This is a genomic window from Streptomyces sp. NPDC127177 (assembly GCF_042672475.1).
Taxonomy (GTDB): Bacteria; Actinomycetota; Actinomycetes; order Streptomycetales; family Streptomycetaceae; genus Streptomyces.
The window spans coordinates 26,637-45,696 of record NZ_JBHXUW010000011.1 but is presented as its reverse complement, the minus strand read 5'-3'; the positions used below and the strand labels follow the sequence as shown (position 1 = coordinate 45,696).

The window sequence follows — 19,060 nt, the reverse complement described above, 5'->3', positions numbered from 1 at the left end:
TCCGGCCCGCCAGGGGCCCGGTCAGCGGCGGTAGCCGACGACCGTCATCATGCCCGCCTCCGCGTGGTACAGGTTGTGGCAGTGCAGCATCCACAGCCCCGGGTTGTCGGCGTCGAAGTCCACCGTCAGCGGCTGTCGCGGCAGCACGATCGCGGTGTCCTTGCGCGCCCCGGACGCGTCCCCGGCCAGCGCGAACGTGTGCCCGTGCAGATGGATCGGATGCCACATCCGGGTCGGGTTGCGGAACTCCAGCCGCACCCGCTCCCCGGCCTCCACCGGATGACGCTGGTCGGCGCTGTACGGCTTTCCGTCGAAGGCCCAGTCGTACGCCTCCATGGAACCGGTCAGCCTGATCCGCACCGTCCGGTCGGGCTCCTTGGCGGGCAGCGCGACGGACGCGTCCGGGACCAGCCGGTCCGCCGTCACCAGTGCACCGTCCAGCTCCTTGGGCCGCGCGGAGGCGGCGGGCGCCGCTCCCGGGCCGGTCCGGAGCAGTGCCCTCGCGGAGGCCTTCTTCCCCTCGGCCAGCGCGGTCAGCGGGAACACCCCGTCCCCTGCGGTCACCAGCACGTCGTACCGTTCGCCCATGCCGAGCAGCAGGGTGTCGGCCGGGGTGTGCCGGACCGGGAAGCCGTCGGTGTGGGTGACCGTCATCCGGTGCCCGCCGAGCGCGAGGCGGAAGGCGGTGTCGCCGCCCGCGTTGATGATCCGTAGCCGGATCCGGTCGCCGGGCCGTGCGGTGAACACCGAAGGATCCTCCTCGGTGCGGCCGTTGACCAGGTAATAGGGGTAGGCGACATCACCCGCGTCACCGCCGAGCAGTTGGCTGGTGGCGCCCGTCAGCATGCGTGACGGACCGTCGTCGGCGGCGCCGGACGTGGACGGCGCGGGCATGGCGTGCCCGCTGTGAGCGGTGCCGCCGGTGAGCTCGGCGAGCACCGCGTCGGGCGTGGAACCGTCCACGCCGTCGACCCAGTCGTCCAGGACGACGACCCACTCCCTGTCGTACGACAGCGGCTCCTTCGGGTCCTCGACGATCAGCGGCGCGTACAGCCCGCGGTCCAGCTGGACGCCCGAGTGCGGGTGGAACCAGTACGTGCCGGGGTTCGGCACCGCGAACCGGTACGTGAAGTCGGCGCCCGGCTCGATGGGGCGCTGGGTGAGATCGGGCACCCCGTCCATGTCGTTGCGCAGGGCGAGCCCGTGCCAGTGCAGCGAGGTCGACTGGGGCAGGTGGTTGGCGAGGGTGAGGGCGAGCGTGTCACCCGCGGTGACCCGCACCTCCCTGCCGGGCAGCCGGTCCCCGTACGACCAGGTGCTGACGGTGTGCCCGCCGCCCAGTTCGAGCCGGGACGGGGTGGCGGTCAGGGCGATCTCCCGTACGGGGCCGGAGCCCCGGCGCTGCTCGGCCGCCGCGACCTCGGGGCCGTCGGGCGAGACGTACCCCTCGGGGGCGGGGGTGCCGGACGGGCCGGTGGGCGTCGTGTCGTGGTGGGCCTGCGTACCGCTGCCCCAGCCGAAGCGGGCGGCGAGAGCGTTCGTACCGGCCAGGGCGATCGACGCGCCGAGCACGGCGCGGCGGGTGTGCTGAGCGGGCATGGCTGAGTGCACCTCGGGGATGTCGTCGGTGTGGTGAAGGGCGGACGGGCGCGCGGTGCGCCCGTATCCGCGGTACCGGCGGACCGGTGAGGAGGACCCTGCGCGGCCGTGGCGGGGGAGTGCGCCGCGGCGCGCGCGAGGCACGGGCGGCGGCGTCCCCCGGCAGGGTGCTCGCGGCCCGCCGGGTCACCCGCGGAAGCCCGGTGAGGAGCGCGGGACCCGGGGCGGAGCGCCCGGTGAGGAGTGCGGGACCCCGGGCGGAGAGCACGGTGAGGCAGACGGCCACCCGGTCCATTCCCACGCGCTCCTCGTCCCGAACATGGCGGCCAACCTACCCCCGCCGGGTATGTGAACGACGGCGGCCCGCCGCCCCGCGCGCGGCGGGGCGACGGGCCGATGGGCCGTCCGGGCGTACGCGTGCCGGTCAGCCGCGTGAGTAGACCTTCTCCGCCCAGCCGGCGATCTGGTCGTCCGAGAGGTGCTGGGCCAGATCGGCCTCACTGATCATGCCGATCAACGTCTTGTTCTCGACCACGGGCAGCCGGCGGATGCGATGGCTCTGCATCTCCTCCAGAACGTCCTCCACCTCCGCGCCCGCGTCGATCCAGCGGGGCGTGCCCTGGGCGAGGTCACCCGCGGTCACCTTCGAGGGGTCCCGGCCCATCGCCACACAGCCGACCACGATGTCGCGGTCGGTGAGGATGCCGACCATCCGGTCCTGCTCGCCGTTGGCCGAGATGGGCAGCGCCCCGACGTTGTGCTCACGCATCAGCTGTGCGGCGCGGTCGAGGGTCTCGTGCGCCGGGATCCAGGTGGCGCCGGTGTGCATGATGTCCTTGGCGGTGGTCATGGCGGGTTCCTCCTGCGTGCCGATGGGCGCTGCCGTACGACCCCGAGCGAACCCATCGTGGGGGGCCCGTTCGGGGTACGCGAGCGCTATCACCCATTCGGGTGCATCTGTGGAGGCCCGGGAACCTTTCAGCTCCTCGGTGCCGCCCCGCGCTCCGCCAGCATTTCCGCCATCGCGTCCAGCTCGGATTGCTGGGCCTCGGCCATGCCCCGGGCGAGACGCTTCTCCGCCTTGACGGTGCACAGGTCCGCGCAGCCGCGGGCCATGTCGATACCGCCCTTGTGGTGGTCGGTCATCAGCTGGAGATACAGGATCTCGGCCTGCTTGCCACTGGCCGCGCGAAGCCGCCCGAGCTCGGTGCGGGTGGCCATGCCGGGCATCAGGGACCCGTCATGGGCCCGGTAACCGCTGCCCGCCGTACCGTCCATCCCGTCCATGTCACCCATGTCGTGGCCGGCGTGCCGCCCGTTCATCCAGGTCATCGGCTCCTGCCCGGCGGCCACCTTGGGCAGCTCCCACAGATCCAGCCAGCCGAGCAGCATGCCCCGCTGGTTGGCCTGCGTGTTGGCGATGTCGTACGCGAGACGGCGCACGTCCTCGTTCTCCGTGCGGTCCCGGACGATGAAGGACATCTCGACGGCCTGCTGGTGGTGGACGGCCATGTCGCGGGCGAACCCGGCGTCCGCCGAGTCCACCGCGGGGGTGCCCGGGGCGGACGCGCTCGCGTGGTGGTCCGCCCCGTCGTCCCGCGCGGAGGCCATCGTCGTGGCCCCCGCGAACAGGACGGCGAGCGCGGCCGCGGAGCCGACCAGCCAGCGGGTGCGCCGGGAGTGCTCCGGCACCCTCACTGCGCGTCCAGCCCGCCGGTGCACGCCGCGCCCGGCTCGGGGGTCTGCGGCCCCTGCACGTACTTGGTGAAGAACTGCGCCACCCGGGGGTCGTCCGCACCGTCCACCGTGACCTGCTTGCCCCAGGCGCTGAGCATGATGGTGCCGGCCTGGTCCTCGTACGGGCTCATCAGCGAGTACGGGGTCTTCCCGACCCGCTCGGCGAGCTTGTCCACATCGGCGGCCGGGGCCTTGTCGGTGTACGTCACCCACACCGAACCGTGCTCCAGCGAGTGCACGGCGTTCATGTCGGGGATCGCCTTCTTGTATACCTCCCCGTCGCAGTTCATCCAGACGGGGTTGTGGTCACCGCCGACCGGGGGCTTCATCGGGTACGTCACGGTCTTGGTGACGTGGTTGCGGGTCAGCTTCTTCGCGTCCCACGTCTTCTCGCCCTCGATCGCCCCGGCGGCCGGCGCCTTGGCGTCGGCCCCGGAGTCCTTCGGGTCCTTCGCGCCGGTGTTCTGCTGCTCGGCGGAGGCCTCGGACTTGTCGAGGATCAGGTAGCTGCCGAAGCCGACCAGACCTGCGAGGACGACGGCGCCGAGGCTTATGGCCAGCACGCGGTTGCGGCGGTCCCGCGCACGGTCGGCGTTGCGCATCCGCTCTATGCGGGTCCTGCGGTCCTGGCTGTCGTGGCTCATGTCGTTGGTCCTTCTGCGAAGGGGCGATGAGGGGGTGGAACAGGTCGGGAAACCGGTGTGCGCAGGGCAGTTGCGGGGCCGCCCCGACCCGTGCACACCATGGCCGACGATCGTAGTGGGTGGCCGAGTGCTCCATCTCACGTCGTGTGCGTAATCTGGGTGAAATCCCGGGTCGTGATACTTGAGTGTCCCCCCTACCCCGGGCGGTGGTGCACGGACCGTCTGAACTGCAAGGATGTGGCTATGGACAAGCAGCAGGAATTCGTCCTCAGGACACTTGAGGAACGCGACATCCGGTTCGTCCGGCTGTGGTTCACCGACGTGCTCGGTTACCTCAAGTCCGTGGCCGTGGCCCCTGCCGAGCTGGAACAGGCGTTTGACGAGGGCATCGGCTTCGACGGCTCGGCCATCGAGGGCTTCGCCCGGGTGTACGAGTCGGACATGATCGCCAAGCCGGATCCGGGCACGTTCCAGATCCTGCCCTGGCGCGCGGAGGCCCCCGGCACGGCCCGCATGTTCTGCGACATCCTGATGCCCGACGGCTCGCCGTCCTTCGCCGACCCGCGCTACGTGCTCAAGCGCATCCTGGCCAAGACCTCCGATCTGGGGTTCACCTTCTACACCCACCCGGAGATCGAGTTCTTCCTGCTGAAGGACAAGCCGGTCGACGGCAGCCGCCCCACCCCTGCGGACAGCTCCGGCTACTTCGACCACACCCCGCAGAACGTCGGCATGGACTTCCGCCGTCAGGCGATCACGATGCTCGAATCGATGGGCATCTCCGTCGAGTTCAGCCACCACGAGGGCGCCCCCGGTCAGCAGGAGATCGACCTGCGGTACGCGGACGCGCTCTCCACCGCCGACAACATCATGACGTTCCGCCTGGTCATGAAGCAGGTCGCACTGGAGCAGGGCGTGCAGGCGACGTTCATGCCGAAGCCGTTCTCGGAGTACCCGGGCTCGGGCATGCACACCCACCTCTCCCTCTTCGAGGGCGACCGCAACGCGTTCTACGAGTCGGGCGCCGAGTACCAGCTCTCCAAGGTGGGCCGCTCCTTCATCGCGGGCCTGCTCACGCACGCGGCGGAGATCTCCGCCGTGACCAACCAGTGGGTCAACTCCTACAAGCGCATCTGGGGCGGCTCCTCCCGCGCCGCGGGCGCCGGCGGTGAGGCCCCCTCGTACATCTGCTGGGGCCACAACAACCGCTCGGCGCTCATCCGCGTCCCGATGTACAAGCCCGGCAAGACCGGCTCGGCCCGCGTCGAGGTCCGCTCCATCGACTCCGGCGCCAACCCCTACCTCACGTACGCGGTACTCCTCGCCGCGGGCCTCAAGGGCATCGAGGAGGGTTACGAACTCCCGGCCGGTGCCGACGACGACGTCTGGGCCCTGTCCGACGCCGAACGCCGCGCGATGGGCATCGAGCCGCTCCCGCAGAACCTGGGCGAGGCGATCTCGCTGATGGAGAAGAGCGAACTGGTCGCCGAGACGCTGGGCGAGCACGTCTTCGACTTCTTCCTGCGCAACAAGAAGCAGGAGTGGGAGGAGTACCGCAGCGAGGTCACGGCCTTCGAGCTGAAGAACCTGCTGCCGGTGCTGTAGGCGCGGGTCAGCGCCGACAGGGCGCGTGCGGGTGGCTTCGGGCCGACGGTGTCTCACCGTCGGCCCGAAGTCGTTTCCGATGTACTCCGGTCCGCCTGCGGGGAGTTGGGTGCGCCCGGGGTCCCGCGTCCGGGGCGGGCCGGTCAGTGGGCGGGGGACTGGCGCCGGTAGTGGCGTGCCGCGCGGGCGCGGTTTCCGCATGACGGCTTGCACCACTCCTGCCGCCCGTGGCTCTTGACGAAGTAGCGCACGCAGCGGGGTGCGGTGCAGGCCCGCAGCTGCTCGCGCTCCGGGCCGGTCAGGAAGTCGATCGCGGCGCGGGCCAGGGCCGCCAGGAGCCGGACGGCCGGGTCGCCCTGCGTGGACGAGAGCCTGACCGCGGGGGCCCCGTCGAGGGGCCAGTCGAGCTGAGGGGTCACGGGTTCGAGGGCGGCGACCGTATTCAGGTGAGCCGTCGCCTCGGTGGCGGGCATCAGCCGGTCGGCGTCCGCGGGGCTCGGGGGAGCGGGGCTGACGGCCCGGGCGAACAGTGCGCGGACTGCCCTGCGCAGCTCGACGATCCCCAGCCTGAGCTCCTCGTCCACCACGAACTCGTCGTCCGCGTGGCCGGCGAGCAGCTCGCGCTGGTGGTGGATCCAGCGGGACGTCCCTCGGGCCGTGGCGAGGTCGTCGGTGACCCCGCCGTCTCCGTCGTGACGGATCGTGCTCGCCAGTTCCAGCGCCGGCCGACGCTCCATGAGGCTGCCTCTTCTCCTTCTGCGACCGGTCGTCAACCACTTGATCGCATCCCTGCGCACACTCTAGAGTCCTAACGGTAAAGCAGAATTTAACCGTTAGGTGTCGGGGTGGGGCGATGACGTCCGGGCTCCGGCCGTCAAAGGAGGACGAGGGACCATGACGCTGCTTGCCCACATCAGCGACCTGCATCTGGACGGCAGCGAGAGGGCGACCCGACGCGCCACCCGCGTCATGGACTACCTGCGCGCCCTGCCGCGTCCGGTCGACGCGCTCCTGGTCACCGGGGACATCGCCGATCACGGGGCGGAGAGCGAATACGAGGAGGCGGCACGGATCCTGACCGCCCCCTTCCCCGTACTCGCCTGCCCCGGCAACCACGACGCGCGCCCCGCCTACCGCAAGGCCCTGCTCGGAGAGGACCCCGGGCACGGGCCCGTCAACCAGGTCCATCACATCGGCGGCACGGCCGTCCTGATGTGCGACTCCACCATCCCCGGCCGCGACGAGGGACTCCTCGACACCGAGACGCTGGCCTGGATCGATGCCACGCTCACCGGGCTGCCGCAAGGGGTCCGGGCCCTGATCGCCTTCCACCAGCCGCCGGTGGACCTCCACCACCCGCTCCCCGACTCCTGCCGGCTCCAGCGGACCGGCGAACTGGCCGACCTGCTCGACGCGCACCCCCGGGTCGCCGCCGTACTGACCGGCCACGCCCACACCGCCGCCGCCTCGACCTTCGCCGCTCGCCCCCTGATCGTCGCGCCGGCCGTCACGTGGACGCTGCGCATGCCCTGGGAGGGGAGCGCCCCCGCCGACCGCGACCAGCCGCCCGGCCTCGCCTTCCACGTCCTCGACGACCACGGGCGCCTGACGACCCACTACCGCGTCGTGCTCTGATCGCCGAACCGTGGGCCGGACGCGCCCGTGGAACGCCTCAGGCGCCGACTTCCCCGCTGCCGCCGCGTGGCCGGGCTGCCGCCCAGGACGGCAGCCAGAGCGGTGCGGGGGGCTCCGGCAGGCTGCCGAGGTGGCTGACGATCCCCCGGAGCCCCGGGTGCGGATTGGTCCGGGGGAGGAGGAGCGAGAGCGGATAGGCGAGCGTCGGACCGACGACGGGGATGCGGCGCAGGTCGTGGCCGGCCGGCCAGATGTACCGGTCGCGTGCCCCGACGAGAGTGGCCACGTCCGCGGAGCCCGCGAGGGTGTCCAGCAGCACTTCGTCGCCGAAGTGCGGGCCCGCGGCGTCGATGCGCAGGTCGAAGTCGGCGGCGAGCTGGTCGTAGAACTCGCCCCATTCGCTGCGGGGTGCGATACCCGGTACCCAGATCCGGTGTCCGCGCAGCTGCGGCGGGGTCACCTTCCGCGCGGAGGCGAGGGGGTGCTCCGGGCCGACGAGGAGTTCCAGTGGTGAGTGGAAGGCGTGGATCATCCGCACGCCGGACGGCAGGGTGTCCGGATCGGTGACGGTGCGGAACGAGGCGTCGACATCACCCGCTTCCACGGCGGCCACCGCCACGCGCGGATCGTCGACCCGGAGGGTCACCACGTCGAGTTCGGTTCCGGGACGCGACCGCCAGTAGTCGTGCAGGACGACGGCCTGTGCGCTCCGGAGGCCGAGAACGTCGATCCGCAGGGCCCGGGAGCCCGGTCTGACGGCGGTGACGGCGCGGTCGACACCCGTGACGACGCTGTGCGCGTGGGGGAGGAACGCCTGACCGTCCAGGGTCAGTTCGACCCCTCGGGCGGTACGCGTGAACAGCCGGACCGCCAGCTCGCGCTCCAGGGCGGCGATCCGCTTGGAGACCGCCTGCTGCGTCACGCCCAGCTCATCGGCCGCATGCTGCAGGCGTCCGAGCTCGGCGGCCCGGACGAACGTACGCAGTGCCTCGGTGTCCACGGGCACAGCATAGGCGGGCACAACCGGACGTTGTGGCTTGTCCGGGGCCGGTTGTCGGCTGCCCCGGCCCTGCGGGAAGGGAGGGCCGGCCGCGCCTTCCTCCGCGCCCACCCGTGCCGGCCGCTCCATCGGCTCGACGCCGCCCGGCCCGTCGGTGGCCGAGCGCCAGGTGCGGGCCAGGAGTTCCTTTCCGCGGTGGCCCCCGTTGGGGGTATGGTGACGCTTCCCCGGACGGGGACATCGTGAAGGCTCCCCGGCACGGGGACCGACCAAGGAGGTGGGACCCATCACCGCTGTATCAGGCTGGGTGCTCACCCCTTGTCACCACGTGGTCGACCGGACGTACCGGACGTAACCGACCGCGGAGCACCCATCGGCATCATCCCGAAAGGCTCCGCTCCATGCCGGTCCCGCTGTCGCCGCTCGCCCTCGCCCGCCTCGTCACCACGCTCCGCACCGCGGGCTGCGTGTTCGCCGAGGACGAGGCGGAGCTGATCACCTCCACCGCCGCCGACCCGGCCGCACTCACCGCCATGGTGGAGCGCCGCGTCGCCGGTCTGCCCCTGGAACACGTCCTCGGCTGGGCCGAGTTCAGCGGTCTGCGGATCGCCGTGGACCCCGGGGTCTTCGTCCCCCGCCGCCGCACCGAATTCCTGATCCGCCAAGCCGTGGAACTCGCCCCCAGCCCGGCCGTCGTGGTCGACCTCTGCTGCGGTACGGGCGCGTTGGGTGCCGCGCTCGCCGCCGCCCTCGACCGGGTCGAGCTGCACGCATCCGACGTCGAACCCGCCGCCGTGCGCTGCGCCCGGCGCAACATCGGGCAGCTGGGGCGGGTCTACGAGGGGGACCTCTTCGCACCGCTGCCCGACTCGCTGCGCGGGCGCGTCGACGTCCTGCTCGCGAACGTGCCCTACGTACCTACGGGGGACGTCGCGCTGCTCCCAGCCGAGGCACGCGTGCACGAGCCGCTGGTGGCGCTCGACGGCGGCGGTGACGGACTCGACGTCATGCGGCGGGTCGCCGGCGAGGCGCCGCGGTGGCTGGCACCGGGCGGCAGCCTCCTGGTCGAGACGAGCGAACGCCAGGCGGCCCGTGCCGAGGAGACCCTTGGCGGCAGCGGGCTGATCCCGCGCGTGGTCTCCTCCGACGAGCTGTACGCCACCGTCGTGATCGGCACCAGGCCCGCCCCCTGAGCGGTGGCCGGGCGCTCAGGCCGGGCGCCAGCGGGTCTGGGTGAACGGATCGCCCTTGCCGAAGCCGAAGACCGCACGCGGAAAGACCGCGAAGACCTCGGCCCGGTTGCCCTGCGAACCGACGAACTCCCCGTCGTGGACGTCGAAATGCCAGACAGGTCCGTACTTCTGCTCCCAGGCCGCGGCGAGACCGGCCAGCAGCCCCCCGTCCGTCACCCGTTCCGCCCGGCCCTCCACCACCACGTCGAACCCCTCCGACCAGGTGTTGGTGCCGGTCGTGAGGACCACCTCGGCACGCTCCGCCAGATTGCGGGCCTTGCGCTCATCGGCGCCGGTGGAGAAGTGCAGCGCGCCCCGCCACCAGACACCGATCAGCGGCGTGACATGCGGGCGGCCGTCCGGGCGCACCGTCGTCAGCCAGTACAGCTCCGCCTCCGTCAGCAGCTCTGCCGCATCGGCCCAGGGGCGGGCCACGGCTCCGGGGCTGCTGTAGCGGGCGTCCAGCTCACCGCGCGGTTCGGGTGCGGGGTGCGGTTCTGCTGCGGGCATGGTCGGTGCCTCCCGGTCGGGTCCTGAAAGAGATCGTGCCTGTTGAAGTACGGACCGTGCGGCCGCTCCGCATTCATCGGTGCGGTACTAGGCTCGTACAGCTGGATGGTGATCGGGCGGCGAGCAGGAGAGCGCGGAATGACGACGTTGCCGGGGCGCAGAAGCAGCACGTTCACCCGACTGCTGCGGCACGGATTCACCGACCCGTCCGCGGCCGAGCGCCTGCTCGACCTGCCGGACCTGTCCTCGGTACGCTCCGACCCCGTCCTCCTCGAAGCGCTCGGGGCCACCGCCGACCCCGATCTCGCGCTGCGCGGCGTCGTACGGCTCGTGGAGGCCGAGGAGCCGGACGAGCGGCAGATCCTGCTGGACACCCTCGTCACCGCCAAGCCCCTGCGGGACCGGCTGCTGGGCGTGCTCGGGGCGTCCGAGGCGCTCGGTGACCACCTGGCCAGGCACCCGCGCGACTGGCAGGCCCTCGTCACGTACGAGGCCACCGACCTGCACCCCGGCGTCGCCGAGTTCGAGCACGAGCTGTCCGGGGCCGACGACCCGGACGCGCTGCGCGTCGCCTACCGCCGGTGCCTGCTGTCGATAGCGGCACGCGATGTGTGCGGCACGACGGATGTCGCCGAGACCGCCGCCGAGCTGGCCGACCTCGCCACGGCCACCCTGCGGGCCGCGCTCGCCATCGCGCGGGCGTCCGCGCCCGAGGACGCCGCGCTGGCCCGGCTCGCGGTCATCGCGATGGGCAAGTGCGGCGGCCACGAACTGAACTACGTCTCCGACGTCGACGTCATCTTCGTGGCGGAACCCGCCGACGGTGCCGAGGAGAGCGCCGCCATCCCGGCCGCCACCCGGCTGGCCGCGCACATGATGCGGATCTGCTCCGACACGACCGTCGAGGGCACCATCTGGCCCGTCGACGCCAACCTCCGCCCGGAGGGCCGCAACGGGCCCCTGGTGCGCACCCTGTCCTCGCACCTCGCCTACTACCAGCGCTGGGCCAAGACCTGGGAGTTCCAGGCGCTCCTCAAGGCCAGGCCGGTGGCCGGCGACCCGCTGCTGGGCGCCGAGTACGTCGATGCCGTCTCGCCGCTCGTCTGGCAGGCCGCCGACCGCGACAACTTCGTCCCCGACGTGCAGAAGATGCGCCGCCGCGTCGTCGACACGATCCCCGTCGACCGGGTCGACCGCGAGATCAAGCTCGGGCCCGGCGGACTGCGGGACGTCGAATTCGCCGTACAGCTGCTCCAGCTCGTGCACGGCCGCAACGACGCCACCCTGCGCAGCGGCTCGACCCTGGACGCCCTGGGCGCGCTCGCGCGGGGCGGTTACGTGGGGCGGGTGGACGCCGCGCAGCTGGACGACGCCTACCGCTTCCTGCGTGCCATGGAGCACCGCATCCAGCTCTACCGGCTGCGCCGCACCCACCTGGTCCCCGAGGAGGAGCCGGACCTGCGGCGGCTCGGCCGCTCCCTCGGGATGCGCACCGACCCCATCGCCGAGCTCAACCAGGCCTGGAAGCGGCACGCCGCCGTGGTGCGGCGCCTGCACGAGAAGCTGTTCTACCGGCCGCTGCTCGACGCCGTCGCCCAGCTGGCACCCGGTGAGTCCCGGCTCAGCACCAAGGCCGCGGCCCACCGGCTGGAGGCCCTCGGTTACGAGGACCCGGCGGCGGCCCTGCGGCACCTGGAGGCCCTGTCGTCCGGTGTCTCGCGCAAGGCCGCCATCCAGCGCACCCTGCTGCCGGTCCTGCTCGGCTGGTTCGCGGACTCCGCCGACCCGGACGCCGGACTGCTCGGATTCCGCAAGGTGTCCGACGCACTCGGCAAGACCCCGTGGTACCTGCGGCTGCTGCGGGACGAGGGCGCGGCCGCGGAGAACCTCGCCCGGGTGCTGTCGGCCGGCAGGCTCGCCCCCGATCTGCTGCTGCGCGCCCCCGAGGCGGTGGCGATCCTCGGCGATCCGCAGGGGCTGAAGCCGCGCAGCCGGGAGAACCTGGAGCAGGAGGTGCTGGCCGCGGTGGGGCGGTCGGGGAGCGCCGCATCGGCGGTCGCGGTGGTGCGCGCGGTGCGGCGGCGCGAACTGTTCAGGACGACGTCCGCCGACCTCATCGGCTCCTACGGCACGGAGGAGAGCCCCGCCGAACCGGACCCGGGCGCGCTCGTCGACCGGGTCGGCAGCGCGCTCACCGATCTGAACTCCGTGACCATCGCGGGGGCGCTGCGGGCCGCCGTGCGCTCGGAGTGGGGCGACACGCTCCCCACCCGGTTCGCCGTGATCGGCATGGGCCGCTTCGGCGGCCACGAGCTCGGTTACGGCTCGGACGCGGACGTCCTGTTCGTCCACGCGCCCCGCGAGGGAGTCGACGAGCAGGAGGCGTCCCGGGCCGCGAACCGGGTGGTCGCCGAGATGCGCAGGCTGCTCCAGCTGCCCACCGCCGACCCGCCGCTGCTGATCGACGCGGATCTGCGCCCCGAGGGCAAGAGCGGGCCGCTGGTGCGCACCATGAGGTCCTACGAGGCGTACTACCGGCGCTGGTCGCTGATCTGGGAGAGCCAGGCGCTGCTGCGGGCCCAGCCGATGGCCGGTGACGCGGATCTGGGCCGCGACTTCATCGAGCTGATCGATCCGTTGCGCTACCCGGTGGAGGGGCTGGGGGAGGACGCGGTCCGTGAGATCCGGCGGCTGAAGGCCCGGATGGAGTCCGAGCGGCTGCCGCGCGGGGCGGACCCGACCCTCCACACGAAGCTGGGCCGGGGCGGGCTGAGCGATGTGGAGTGGACGGTCCAGCTGATGCAGATGCAGCACGGCTGGGCCGAGCCGGGGCTGCGGACGAGCCGGACCCGTGAGGCGCTGGCCGCGGCGTGTGCGGCGGAGCTGATCTCCAGCGAGGACGCCCAGACACTGGACGAGGCGTGGGTGCTGGCCACCCGGGTCCGCAACGCGGTGATGCTGGTGCGGGGGAGGCCGGGCGACACGTTCCCGTCCGGCCCGCGGGAGCTGACCGCGGTGGGCCGGTATCTGGGGTACGAGCCCGGGCATGTCGGAGACATGCTGGACGACTACCGACGGATCACGCGGCGCGCCAGGGCGGTGGTCGACGAACTCTTCTACGGAGCGGCGGTGTGACCCGGGGCCCCGCCCAGGCCCCGCCCCACGATCGCCGCAGGGCTTGAATCCGCCCCGCCCCGCCGGAGGGGCTTGAGCCTGCCCTGCCCTGCCCTGCCCTGCCCGCCGGACGGGCTTGAACGTGCCGGGCCCCGTCAGTTCCGCCCCGCCGCCGCCTTCGTCCGGTGGACCGACAGCGCTGACAGCCGTGGCCGCACCGCGGTCTTCGCCGGGATCAGCTTCGGCAGATGGTGCGGCAGCGCTCCGTACCAGGCGTACGACACCGCGTAACCGAAGGCCAGGCAGGCCATGCCCCCCACCGCGTCCAGCCAGAAGTGGTTCGCCGTGGACACGATCACGATCAGGGTGACCGTGGGGTAGAGCAGACCGAGGATGCGGGCCCAGGGCGCGGAGGCCAGCGCGAAGACGGTCAGCCCGCACCACAGCGACCAGCCGATGTGCATCGACGGCATGGCCGCGTACTGGTTCGACATGTTCTTGAAGTTGCCCGAGGCCATCGAACCCCACGTCTGGTGAACCATGACCGTGTCGACGAAACTGCTGCCGTTCATCAGCCGCGGCGGCGCCAACGGGTAGAGGTAGTAGCCGGCCAACGCGGCCGCCGTGGTCGCGAACAGGGCCAGGCGGGCCGCCGCGTAACGGCCGGGGTGGCGGCGGAACAGCCACACGAGCACACCGATGGTGACGATGAAGTGCAGTGTCGCGTAGTAGTAGTTCATCGACACGATCAGCCATGTCACGGAGTTGACCGCGTGGTTGACCGACTGCTCGACGGCGATGCCCATGAACCGTTCGACCGACCAGAGCCAGTCCGCGTTGGCAAGCGCCGCCGCCCGCTGTTCGGGAACGGCGTTGCGCACCAGCGAGTACAGCCAGTAACTGACCGCGATCAGCAGGATTTCGAACCAGAGCCGCGGTCTGCGGGGGGACCGCGGACCGCGCAGCCCCGCCACACCGCGGTTGAGCAGTCTGCCCAGCCGGTGCACGTTGCCGACCTGCTTCGTGTTCGCCTCGGGAGCCGCCTCGTTCACGATGGGTGACGGGGGGGCCTCCGTGCGGCCTTCCTGTGGTTCCACGCTCAATTCACCCATAGGCACAGAGTCTGCCAGATTTGCCCGCTTCGCCTGATGATCCTCCGGTCCGGGGCGGGCTGCACGTCCTGCGGACTACGGGTGTGCGTGGGATCCTTGGACGGGCGGGGCGGCGGAGGAGGCCGCGTCAGGACCGGGACCCGCGGCCGTCGAGCCGCGCACGACGAGTTCCGGCATGAAGACGAACTCGCTGTGCGGCGCGGGTGTGCCGCCGATCTCCTCCAGCAGCGTGCGCACCGCGGCCTGGCCCATCGCCGTCACCGGCTGCCGGATCGTGGTCAGCGGCGGATCGGTGAACGCTATGAGCGGGGAGTCGTCGTAACCGACCACCGACAGATCACGCGGTACGTCCTTGGAGAGCCTGCGCGCGGCCCGGATCGCGCCGAGCGCCATCATGTCGCTCGCGCACACCACCGCCGTGCAGCCCCGCTCCATCAGCGCCGAGGCGGCCGCCTGGCCACCCTCCAGCGTGTACAGGGAGTGCTGGATCAGCTCCTCCACACCGTCCGCGGTGAGGTTCAACTGCTCCCGCATCGTGGCGTGGAAGCCCTCGATCTTCCGGACCACCGGGACGAACCGCTTCGGTCCGACCGCCAGCCCGATCCGGGTGTGGCCCAGTGACACCAGATGCGTCACCGCCAGCCGCATCGCGGCCCGGTCGTCCGGTGAGATGAACGGCGCCTGCACCTTCGGCGAGAAACCGTTGACCAGCACGAAGGGGACACCCTGGGCGCGCAGTTGCTCGTAGCGCTGCATATCGGCCGACGTGTCGGCGTGCAGTCCGGAGACGAAGATGATCCCCGAGACGCCCCGGTCGACCAGCATCTCGGTCAGTTCGTCCTCGGTGGAGCCGCCGGGCGTCTGGGTCGCCAGCACCGGGGTGTACCCCTGCCGGGTGAGCGCCTGGCCGATGACCTGGGCGAGCGCCGGGAAGATGGGGTTCTCCAGCTCGGGAGTGATCAGGCCGACCAGACCCGCGCTGCGCCTGCGCAGCCGTACCGGACGTTCGTAGCCGAGTACGTCGAGTGCGGCAAGGACGGATTCACGGGTGGCAGCGGCTACCCCGGGCTTGCCGTTCAGTACACGGCTGACCGTCGCTTCGCTGACCCCCGCCTGAGTTGCGATATCGGCAAGCCGTGCGGTCATGGGACTGGACTGTACCGGGAGTGGGTCGGATTGCCCACCATGCACAGGAATCGGCCGGTGGGGGGCGCGCGGCCGGCCGAGGCCGCACCTGGGAGACGCTCCGGCAATATCTTGCAAGGTCTTGCGAAGGTCGTCCGTGTGCTGCGATCAGATCGTCGCACTGCCGAATCATGGGCCGTGGCCTGCCCTTGCCAGGGTCCCTTAACTCACGTCAAGGGGCTTGACGGCAACCGTGAGGACACGCGAATGTAACGATCGCCGGAGCTTGCAGAAATCTTCCGCAAAGTCTTTCGGCCTTCTTTCATCCTTGTTACGTTCACGTCGACCCGGCGCCGCGACGGAGCGGTACGGCAGTTGAAGGAGTTCAGATGCGACGTGGCATAACGGCCACCGCCCTGGTTGCGGCCCTGGCGCTCGCGGCGACCGCCTGCGGCAGCGACGACGACAGTTCCGGCGGCACCAACAAGAGCTCGGGCGAGCTCTCGGGGACCGTGACGTGGTGGGACACCTCCACCGCGGGCAGCGAGGACAAGGTCTTCAAGAAGATCGCCGAAGGCTTCGAGAAGGAGCACCCGAAGGTCGACGTCAAGTACGTCAACGTCCCCTTCGGCGATGCGCAGAACAAGTTCAAGAACGCTGCCCAGGCCGGCTCCGGTGCCCCCGACGTGATCCGCTCCGAGGTCGCCTGGACGCCCGAGTTCGCGGACCTCGGCTACCTCGCGCCGCTGGACGGCACCCCCGCCCTGCAGAAGGCGGACGACTTCCTGAAGCAGGCCGCCGCGTCCACCAAGTACAAGGACAAGACGTACGCGGTGCCGCAGGTCATCGACTCCATGGGCATCTTCTACAACAAGAAGATCTTCAAGGAGGCCGGCGTCGAGGTCCCCAAGACCGTCGGCGAGCTGAAGACCGCCTCCAAGAAGATCAAGGAGAAGACCGGCAAGACCGGCCTCTACCTGCGCGGCGACGACGCCTACTGGTTCCTCTCCTTCCTGTACGGCGAGGGCGGCGACATGGTCGACGCCTCCAGCAAGTCCGTCACCATCGACAACCCGGCCGGCGTCAAGGCGATGAAGGTCGTCAAGGACCTGGTCGACTCCGGCGCCGCGAAGACCGACGCGACGGACGGCTGGGACAACATGCAGGCGTCCTTCAAGGACGGCGACGTCGCGATGATGATCAACGGCCCGTGGGCCGTCGCGGACACCTACACCGGCAAGGAGTTCAAGGACAAGGCCAACCTGGGCGTCGCCCCGGTCCCGGCCGGCTCCGCCGCGCAGGGCGCCCCGCAGGGCGGTCACAACCTGGCCGTCTACGCCGGTTCCAAGAACATCGATGCCTCCTACGCCTTCGTCGACTACATGACCTCCGTCAAGGTCCAGGCCCAGGTCACCAAGGAGCTCAACCTCCTGCCGACCCGCACCTCCGCCTACGCCGAGGAGCCCGTGGTCGACAACGAGATCGTCGGCTTCTTCAAGCCGGTCGTCGAGAGCGCCGTCGAGCGCCCCTGGATCCCGGAGACCGGCAGCCTGTTCGCGCCGCTCGTCACCGAGTACACCAAGGTCCTCACCGGCCAGACCTCCCCGGAGAAGGCGGTCAAGACGACCGGCAACTCCTACCGCAAGCTCCTCGATGGCTGGAAGTAACTCAGGAAGGCAGGCCGGCTGATGGCTGTCCACACCAGCCAGTCGGTGGCGAAGGCCGCGGGCGACGACGTCGCCCGCGGCCGGAGCCGCGGTACTGGTAACCCCCCGCCGCCGGGCAGGCTCCGACGGGCTCTGTCGACACACTGGTACGCCTGGACGATGGTGACCCCGGTCGTCGTCGTGATCGGCGTGATCATCGGCTATCCGCTGGTCCGCGGCATCTACCTGTCGCTGACCGACGCCAACGAGCGCAACGTCGCGCGGTCCATCGGTGTCAACCACCTGCCCGCCACGTACAAGTTCGTGGGTCTGGACAACTACACCGACGCGCTCACCGGCGACCAGTTCCTCGGCACGCTCGGGTGGACCCTGGTGTGGACGGTCTCCTGCGTGGCCATCACCTTCGGCCTCGGCATGGCGCTCGCCAACATCCTCAACCGCAGGATCGCCGGGCGCTCCGCCTACCGGATGGCCCTCATCCTGCCCTGGGCCGTGCCGGGCTTCGTCTCCGTCTTCGCCTGGCGCTTCCTCTACAACAACGACCGCGGGCTGCTCAACAAGCTCCTCTCCGGCGGCGGCTTCGGCGGCATCGACTGGCTCGGCGACCCCACCTGGGCGAAGCTGTCCGTCATCGTCGTCAACGTGTGGCTCGGTGTGCCGTTCATGATGGTCGCCCTGCTGGGCGGTCTGCAGTCCATCCCCAGCGAGCAGTACGAGGCCGCCGAGATGGACGGTGCCACCGCCTGGCAGCGCTTCCGGCACATCACCCTGCCCGGACTGCGGCCCGTCTCCACGACGGTGATCCTGCTCTCCACCATCTGGACCTTCAACATGTTCCCGGTGATCTTCCTGCTGACCCGCGGCGGGCCCGGCGACGCCACCCAGATCCTGGTCACCCAGGCCTACAAGTTCTCCTTCGAGATCAGCCCGCGCGACTTCGCGCAGTCCTCCACCTGGGGCGTGCTGATCCTCGTACTCCTGCTGATCTTCGCCACCATCTACCGGCGAGTCCTGCGCACTCAGGGAGATGACTGGTGACCACCGCACCCACCCCCACCGCGCGGCACTCCGCGCCCAAGGTCCGGCGGCGCGGCGAGCGTTCGCCGCTGGCCTCCACGGCCCTGCACCTGACGCTCGTCGTCGCGTCCGTGATCGCGGTCTTCCCCGTGCTCTGGGTCCTGCTCACCTCGCTGAAGCCGGCCGAGTTCGCGTCCACCACGAGCTTCTTCAAAGAGACGACGTTCGAGAACTACACCCACCTCATCCGGGACACGAAGTTCCTGACGTGGTTCGGCAACTCGCTGATCGTCGCGGGGCTCACCACGCTCATCGGCGTCATCGTCTCCGCGTCCACCGGCTACGCCGTCAGCCGCTTCCGCTTCCCCGGCAAGCGCGGACTGATGTGGACGCTGCTGATCACCCAGATGTTCCCGGTCGCCGTCCTCATCGTGCCGATCTACAACATCATGGCCGGCCTGGGACTGCTCAATAAGCCGGCCGGGCTGGTCATCACCTACCTCACCATCTCGGTGCCGTTCTGCGCCTGGATGATGAAGGGCTTCTTCGACACCATCCCGCGCGAGATCGACGAGTCGGGACAGGTCGACGGCCTCACCCCGTTCGGCACGTTCTGGCGGCTCATCCTGCCGCTGGCCAAGCCCGGCCTCGCCGTCACCGCGTTCTACTCCTTCATCACCGCCTGGGGCGAGGTGGCGTACGCATCCGCCTTCCTGGTCGGCGAGGACAACCTCACGCTCGCGGGCGGACTCCAGCTGTTCGTCAACCAGTACGGAGCCCAGTGGGGTCCGATGACCGCCGCGTCCGTGCTCATCGCGATACCCGCGGCCCTGGTCTTCCTGTTCGCGCAGAAGCACCTCGTCACCGGCGTGTCCGCCGGGGCAGTCAAGGGCTGAGCAGGGAGGGGGCCGACGATCCAGGCGGGCGCCCGGCGCCCGGCGCCCGGCACGCGCATCCGCGGCCGAGATCGTCAGCACCCTCCCCACGCCGCAGCACGACCCGCACGCACCAGTCACGGTGGCGCCGGCATCCCGACCCGGTCCCGGCGCCACCCCCCACCCAG

The 19,060-nt window shown here is 70.9% G+C and carries 16 protein-coding genes; 7 read left to right on the top strand and 9 right to left on the bottom strand.

Annotated features, from left to right (window positions below):
- Window positions 1–21: 21 nt before the first annotated feature.
- From ACFVJX_RS09775 to ACFVJX_RS09760, 4 genes are all read right to left on the bottom strand, one after another.
- Window positions 22–1,599 (bottom strand): multicopper oxidase family protein, encoded by a 1,578-nt coding sequence (locus tag ACFVJX_RS09775; RefSeq protein WP_384125577.1) that lies wholly within the window; start codon window positions 1,597–1,599, stop codon window positions 22–24.
- A 424-nt stretch (window positions 1,600–2,023) separates the two neighbouring features.
- Window positions 2,024–2,449 carry a CBS domain-containing protein gene (locus tag ACFVJX_RS09770; protein ID WP_384125579.1) on the bottom strand — a complete coding sequence of 142 codons (426 nt, stop codon included), beginning with the start codon at window positions 2,447–2,449 and terminating at the stop codon, window positions 2,024–2,026.
- Between the two features lie 128 nt (window positions 2,450–2,577).
- Window positions 2,578–3,297 carry a DUF305 domain-containing protein gene (locus ACFVJX_RS09765; protein WP_384125581.1) on the bottom strand — a complete coding sequence of 240 codons (720 nt, stop codon included), beginning with the start codon at window positions 3,295–3,297 and terminating at the stop codon, window positions 2,578–2,580.
- Window positions 3,294–3,980, bottom strand: coding sequence for a DUF3105 domain-containing protein (locus ACFVJX_RS09760; protein WP_384125583.1), 687 nt, complete (start codon window positions 3,978–3,980; stop codon window positions 3,294–3,296). Before ACFVJX_RS09760 ends, ACFVJX_RS09765 begins: the two co-directional genes overlap by 4 nt.
- Before the next feature lie 243 nt (window positions 3,981–4,223).
- Between ACFVJX_RS09760 and glnA the strand changes: the two genes are divergently transcribed.
- Complete coding sequence (glnA, locus tag ACFVJX_RS09755) at window positions 4,224–5,585, top strand: type I glutamate--ammonia ligase (protein WP_073735717.1); 1,362 nt, start codon at window positions 4,224–4,226, stop codon at window positions 5,583–5,585.
- Window positions 5,586–5,728: 143 nt separating this feature from the next.
- Here the strand turns inward: glnA and ACFVJX_RS09750 are convergent, their stop codons facing one another.
- A complete protein-coding gene (locus ACFVJX_RS09750) occupies window positions 5,729–6,322 on the bottom strand; it encodes a CGNR zinc finger domain-containing protein (RefSeq protein ID WP_384125585.1) in 594 nt (197 codons plus the stop codon).
- Window positions 6,323–6,479: 157 nt separating this feature from the next.
- Here ACFVJX_RS09750 and ACFVJX_RS09745 point away from each other — a divergent pair, with 157 nt between their 5' ends.
- Window positions 6,480–7,220 carry a metallophosphoesterase gene (locus ACFVJX_RS09745; protein ID WP_384125587.1) on the top strand — a complete coding sequence of 247 codons (741 nt, stop codon included), beginning with the start codon at window positions 6,480–6,482 and terminating at the stop codon, window positions 7,218–7,220.
- 37 nt (window positions 7,221–7,257) lie between these two features.
- Here the strand turns inward: ACFVJX_RS09745 and ACFVJX_RS09740 are convergent, their stop codons facing one another.
- Window positions 7,258–8,220 carry a LysR family transcriptional regulator gene (locus tag ACFVJX_RS09740; RefSeq protein WP_384125589.1) on the bottom strand — a complete coding sequence of 321 codons (963 nt, stop codon included), beginning with the start codon at window positions 8,218–8,220 and terminating at the stop codon, window positions 7,258–7,260.
- A 401-nt stretch (window positions 8,221–8,621) separates the two neighbouring features.
- On the opposite strand from ACFVJX_RS09740, the gene ACFVJX_RS09735 reads away from it, so the two are divergent.
- On the top strand, window positions 8,622–9,413 hold the full coding sequence (locus ACFVJX_RS09735) for a putative protein N(5)-glutamine methyltransferase (RefSeq protein ID WP_384125590.1): 792 nt from the start codon (window positions 8,622–8,624) through the stop codon (window positions 9,411–9,413).
- 15 nt (window positions 9,414–9,428) lie between these two features.
- On the opposite strand, the gene ACFVJX_RS09730 is transcribed toward ACFVJX_RS09735, so the two are convergent.
- Entirely contained in the window at window positions 9,429–9,962 is a 534-nt protein-coding gene (locus ACFVJX_RS09730; protein WP_384125592.1) for a pyridoxamine 5'-phosphate oxidase family protein, read from the bottom strand.
- A 138-nt stretch (window positions 9,963–10,100) separates the two neighbouring features.
- Here ACFVJX_RS09730 and ACFVJX_RS09725 point away from each other — a divergent pair, with 138 nt between their 5' ends.
- Window positions 10,101–13,097 carry a bifunctional [glutamine synthetase] adenylyltransferase/[glutamine synthetase]-adenylyl-L-tyrosine phosphorylase gene (locus ACFVJX_RS09725; protein ID WP_384125593.1) on the top strand — a complete coding sequence of 999 codons (2,997 nt, stop codon included), beginning with the start codon at window positions 10,101–10,103 and terminating at the stop codon, window positions 13,095–13,097.
- 134 nt (window positions 13,098–13,231) lie between these two features.
- On the opposite strand, the gene ACFVJX_RS09720 is transcribed toward ACFVJX_RS09725, so the two are convergent.
- Together ACFVJX_RS09720 and ACFVJX_RS09715 are read right to left on the bottom strand one after the other, a co-directional pair.
- On the bottom strand, window positions 13,232–14,128 hold the full coding sequence (locus ACFVJX_RS09720; RefSeq protein ID WP_384125595.1) for a phosphatase PAP2 family protein: 897 nt from the start codon (window positions 14,126–14,128) through the stop codon (window positions 13,232–13,234).
- 135 nt (window positions 14,129–14,263) lie between these two features.
- A complete protein-coding gene (locus tag ACFVJX_RS09715; RefSeq protein ID WP_384125597.1) occupies window positions 14,264–15,334 on the bottom strand; it encodes a LacI family DNA-binding transcriptional regulator in 1,071 nt (356 codons plus the stop codon).
- Window positions 15,335–15,702: 368 nt separating this feature from the next.
- On the opposite strand from ACFVJX_RS09715, the gene ACFVJX_RS09710 reads away from it, so the two are divergent.
- From ACFVJX_RS09710 to ACFVJX_RS09700, 3 genes are read left to right on the top strand one after another with little or no spacing between them, the layout of a single operon-like run.
- A complete protein-coding gene (locus ACFVJX_RS09710; RefSeq protein ID WP_384125599.1) occupies window positions 15,703–16,980 on the top strand; it encodes an extracellular solute-binding protein in 1,278 nt (425 codons plus the stop codon).
- A gap of 21 nt (window positions 16,981–17,001) precedes the next feature.
- Complete coding sequence (locus tag ACFVJX_RS09705; protein WP_384125601.1) at window positions 17,002–18,018, top strand: carbohydrate ABC transporter permease; 1,017 nt, start codon at window positions 17,002–17,004, stop codon at window positions 18,016–18,018.
- Window positions 18,015–18,893, top strand: a complete 879-nt coding sequence (locus tag ACFVJX_RS09700) for a sugar ABC transporter permease (protein ID WP_384125603.1) — start codon at window positions 18,015–18,017, stop codon at window positions 18,891–18,893. The genes ACFVJX_RS09705 and ACFVJX_RS09700 overlap by 4 nt, the downstream gene beginning before the upstream one ends.
- Window positions 18,894–19,060 lie beyond the last annotated feature (167 nt).

Excerpts from the sequence above, each read along its gene's own strand:
- ACFVJX_RS09760 (WP_384125583.1), bottom strand. The coding sequence starts at position 3,980 with ATGAGCCACGACAGCCAGGACCGCAGGACCCGCATAGAGCGGATGCGC.
- ACFVJX_RS09770 (WP_384125579.1), bottom strand. The coding sequence starts at position 2,449 with ATGACCACCGCCAAGGACATCATGCACACCGGCGCCACCTGGATCCCG.
- ACFVJX_RS09730 (WP_384125592.1), bottom strand. The coding sequence starts at position 9,962 with ATGCCCGCAGCAGAACCGCACCCCGCACCCGAACCGCGCGGTGAGCTG.
- ACFVJX_RS09775 (WP_384125577.1), bottom strand. The coding sequence starts at position 1,599 with ATGCCCGCTCAGCACACCCGCCGCGCCGTGCTCGGCGCGTCGATCGCC.
- ACFVJX_RS09745 (WP_384125587.1), top strand. The coding sequence starts at position 6,480 with ATGACGCTGCTTGCCCACATCAGCGACCTGCATCTGGACGGCAGCGAG.
- ACFVJX_RS09725 (WP_384125593.1), top strand. The coding sequence starts at position 10,101 with ATGACGACGTTGCCGGGGCGCAGAAGCAGCACGTTCACCCGACTGCTG.
- ACFVJX_RS09715 (WP_384125597.1), bottom strand. The coding sequence starts at position 15,334 with ATGACCGCACGGCTTGCCGATATCGCAACTCAGGCGGGGGTCAGCGAA.
- ACFVJX_RS09705 (WP_384125601.1), top strand. The coding sequence starts at position 17,002 with ATGGCTGTCCACACCAGCCAGTCGGTGGCGAAGGCCGCGGGCGACGAC.
- ACFVJX_RS09735 (WP_384125590.1), top strand. The coding sequence starts at position 8,622 with ATGCCGGTCCCGCTGTCGCCGCTCGCCCTCGCCCGCCTCGTCACCACG.
- glnA (WP_073735717.1), top strand. The coding sequence starts at position 4,224 with ATGGACAAGCAGCAGGAATTCGTCCTCAGGACACTTGAGGAACGCGAC.
- ACFVJX_RS09750 (WP_384125585.1), bottom strand. The coding sequence starts at position 6,322 with ATGGAGCGTCGGCCGGCGCTGGAACTGGCGAGCACGATCCGTCACGAC.
- ACFVJX_RS09710 (WP_384125599.1), top strand. The coding sequence starts at position 15,703 with ATGCGACGTGGCATAACGGCCACCGCCCTGGTTGCGGCCCTGGCGCTC.